This window comes from Staphylococcus pasteuri (genome assembly GCF_003970495.1).
Taxonomy (GTDB): domain Bacteria; phylum Bacillota; class Bacilli; order Staphylococcales; family Staphylococcaceae; genus Staphylococcus; species Staphylococcus pasteuri.
This window is the reverse complement of record NZ_RXWW01000046.1, coordinates 1-3,576: the sequence shown is the minus strand read 5'-3', so window position 1 is coordinate 3,576 and position 3,576 is coordinate 1. Positions and strand designations below refer to the sequence as shown.

Below are 3,576 nucleotides of genomic sequence, written 5' to 3'. Positions count from 1 at the left end.
CTACTAGAAAGTTTTTTTGATAGATTTCTATTTGATGACATTTTAAAATTTATTATTATCTTTTATTTAATTTACGTCATACCTGGCATTAAGTATCATATGAAATAGGTATAAATAGAGAGCTAAAAGCCTATAATATCAACATTTACAATTTTGAATGTCCCTGCTATTTTTAGTTTTTTTATTCTGTTATGTCATAATTATGTCATTAGAATAGTATATCAAAATACGATATATAGTAACGATGAAATGTTAAAATTGAAAAAAAACATAAATCTGTGGCAACATATACGTATTCATTCCCGTATGCGTGAGATAACTATTTCATATTAGTTAGTGAAATGATATTCACATGATTTACAATATAATTCAGTTTTCTTTTCACCACTAGATTTGCTTTTAAGTTTTCTTAAAAGCGTTATGATACCAATAAGTATTAAAATACTAAAAAGTGTACTCAAAGGCGAATTAATAATATTACCAGAAATTATTGCTACCAATATCATAAGTCCCGTGAACACATACATGGCCCCAAGCAAATAACTCAAACAACCGATTCCATATCCACTATCTTTTACTCTAACTGCCCCTGATCCACATCTAGGACAACGACTCCAACCACTCATTCTGATCACTCCTAATACTTTTATTTTTTACACAATATAACAATTTATCTATTATATTTTTTATTGCAATAAATTAATTATACACATTAGAAATAGTTTTGCATACCTTGATTTTAATTAGTACCTGGTATTAATTTATGTTATAATAAAGATGTACCAATCAATAAAAGGTTGGTATATATTGTGCTTTTGGTTTGAGCTTGTTCCTAATTTTTTAAGAAACAACTTCAATCACTCTTTTGGTTTATAATGTACTTTTCTACACTTGAAATAATCAATAATCTGATTGTATGCAGTCACTACACTTAATGTGTGGTGGCTTTTTTTAATACAGTTATCCGTCTTTTTATTTCTCACTGCAACACAGAGCCTCTCTCAGCGTCTTAAAATAATTAATAATTTAATATTTTTTATACATTATACATTTTAAATTAGTAAAATGATAAAATTATTTATATATTCGACATGGTAATTATGTTATTCAGTTTGAGCCATTACGAGTATTTGAATATAAAAATATAGAATAAGGAAGAATACATATGAACGAAGTATTAGGATTTAGAGAAAGTATGAGAGAAGCAGATATTAAGTCTAAATTAGATAAAACTGAAAAAGGTTACTGGGATAATTTATCTGTTAATGAAAAGAGAGAGTACATCGACCTTTATAATCAAGATAAAGATAAATGTATTTCAACTATTACATCAAAAGTTAAAGAAATTGATCCAACGCATGAAAATGCATTTGTAAAAGCCAATAATGACAAATTGAACAAGTTCTTTAAAACTCAAGGTATTAACGAACCAACTGATACTACTAAAAAAGCATTTAATAAACAAAAGATAGATGCTAATTTCGATAATTTTTATCATGCTTTTGGAAAAATAACTTTTAACATGGAAAAACAAGCTACATATAATTACTATATGTCTCAACAAAAGCAAAACTTTGTTCAAATTGCGCAACTAGATACTCTTATTAAACAACATAATGATCTATTAAATCAAAATAATAAAGTATTACAACAAAATGATGAAATTATTAAGTTGTTAAAACAAATAGCTAATAAATAAATTAAAAAGGAGTATATATGAAAAAGTTATTAGGAACATTATTTGCAACTACACTTGTATTAAGTGCTTGTAGTCAAGATGACACTAAGGAAGATGAGAATAAAAAATCAGAAAGCACTACTGAAAAGAAATCAGAAGATAAAAAAGACAGTAAATCCAAAGAGGATAAAAAGTCTAAAGAAGAAAAGAAAACTCAAGAGAATGAAGATAACAAGTCTACACAAGAAGATAGTTCTACTGAAGAACAAGACAACGAGAACAATGATAATGAATCAGATGCTCAAGATAACTCATCAAATGAAAAATCTCAAAATGCACAAAGTGTTGATGTAACAAATATCAAAGATAGAGGTACTCTTGAATCAGTTATCTATGGTAATTATAGCGAAACAGATAAAATCAAAGCTTATAATAACGCGGTAGCTAATGGTGTTATCCCTCAAGGTAACGTTATGGAAGGTCCTGCTAGTGCAGCTTATGAAAGTTCTTTAAGAGTTGAAAGCGGTCAAGAAAAATCAGTATATGATCGACCATATGAAGAAGACTTCGAACCTGATGAAGATACTGATGATACAGATTACACAAATGATGTTCAATCATCAGATTCATCATATCCTCGTTCACTTATGCAAATTAAAGAGGAAACAGGTAAATCACCTAGAGATTTCACAGATGCAGAAATGGCTGAAGCGCAAGCATATGCTGATGCACATTAATTTAATAAATTTAGGGTAGTCCACCTACCCTTATTATTTTTTCACTTTCCAATTGTCAAAAAAACGCCACTCAATGAGTGACGTTTAAGATGAGATATTTAACTTGTCCGTGTGCTAACTGTTTAAATTATTATTAATATTTAATAATTTTCCCATTCTATGTTAGTAATTCTTGTTCTTTTAGTACGATTATAAATACTAGAATTATTAATTTGATACATAGTTGCTGGAATATAGTATGTATTTGAATGGTCCTTTTTAAGACCTATAAGCATATTTATATTTCTAAAGTAATCAATAAAAAACGATGGATAACTTTTGGGGATTTTTACTATTTTCTTTCGGAATTACACATAATTTTATCTTTTTATCTAAAAAGCATTCATGTAAAAAATTATAATTTAATAATCTATTTCGTATTTCTCCAAAGTTATGATGTTCTTTAATTTTATCGATTGTCAATTTACCTTCTAAGATGTTTTGTAGAGTCTTTGTAGCATTATTATTCTTATTTTGAACTTTGTGAAATCCTAATAAATGATGAATATCTCTTTTATTAAATCGAACTTCAATTTTTTCTAATTTACTATATGTAGTTGTGATTATCAATTTTTGTTTTGTAAAATTTTCTATGTAATCTGAAAGCAGCATTTGTAAATTAATATCATTTATACTTTGTATTTTATAATATTTATTCATTTAACAAATGCTCTCCTTATATGTTTATTTATAAAAAAATAGTCCCACAATATGTAGGACTTATGTAACGAGTGGGGGGCAAAAAGGGTATCAATTGCCGGGATTAGTGTTAGGTTATAAGGCCACCTAACAGGCTATATAGTCCACTCCAACTATATACGTTAGATATGTGATCACAGAAGAAAGAACGAGTTCGAGAGTTGACTTTCTTCATCATCAACTATAATACCTTTTTTAACTTTTGTAAATATATTTAATGATTTTGTATATAATTTTAATATTCTTCTAATTATATTATTCATTAATAACACTAGATTAATCAATAAAACGTCTTTGTAGTTCAATTAATTTTATTATTTTTTTGTATTATTTGTTAGAAAACCCTTAATAATAAATATTATTAAGTTCTATAATCATATAATTCTCAAATTTAAAAGTACTACTTTATTCATACATAAGTTC

Annotated in this window: 4 protein-coding genes; 2 read left to right on the top strand and 2 right to left on the bottom strand. The window is 26.9% G+C overall.

From position 1 onward, the window contains the following. Positions 1 to 329: 329 nt before the first annotated feature. Positions 330 to 626 (bottom strand): hypothetical protein, encoded by a 297-nt coding sequence (locus tag CD121_RS07375; protein ID WP_031464185.1) that lies wholly within the window; start codon positions 624 to 626, stop codon positions 330 to 332. Positions 627 to 1,165: 539 nt separating this feature from the next. Here CD121_RS07375 and CD121_RS12410 point away from each other — a divergent pair. Together CD121_RS12410 and CD121_RS07365 are read left to right on the top strand one after the other, a co-directional pair. Beyond that, entirely contained in the window at positions 1,166 to 1,699 is a 534-nt protein-coding gene (locus tag CD121_RS12410; protein WP_246456627.1) for a hypothetical protein, read from the top strand. 17 nt (positions 1,700 to 1,716) lie between these two features. Further along, positions 1,717 to 2,415 (top strand): hypothetical protein, encoded by a 699-nt coding sequence (locus CD121_RS07365; protein ID WP_126567734.1) that lies wholly within the window; start codon positions 1,717 to 1,719, stop codon positions 2,413 to 2,415. Between the two features lie 294 nt (positions 2,416 to 2,709). Here CD121_RS07365 and CD121_RS07360 read toward each other — a convergent pair whose 3' ends face one another. Further along, complete coding sequence (locus tag CD121_RS07360; RefSeq protein ID WP_126567731.1) at positions 2,710 to 3,114, bottom strand: PBECR4 domain-containing protein; 405 nt, start codon at positions 3,112 to 3,114, stop codon at positions 2,710 to 2,712. Positions 3,115 to 3,576: the final 462 nt, after the last annotated feature.

Excerpts from the sequence above, each read along its gene's own strand:
- CD121_RS07365 (WP_126567734.1), top strand. The coding sequence starts at position 1,717 with ATGAAAAAGTTATTAGGAACATTATTTGCAACTACACTTGTATTAAGT.
- CD121_RS07360 (WP_126567731.1), bottom strand. The coding sequence starts at position 3,114 with ATGAATAAATATTATAAAATACAAAGTATAAATGATATTAATTTACAA.
- CD121_RS12410 (WP_246456627.1), top strand. The coding sequence starts at position 1,166 with ATGAACGAAGTATTAGGATTTAGAGAAAGTATGAGAGAAGCAGATATT.
- CD121_RS07375 (WP_031464185.1), bottom strand. The coding sequence starts at position 626 with ATGAGTGGTTGGAGTCGTTGTCCTAGATGTGGATCAGGGGCAGTTAGA.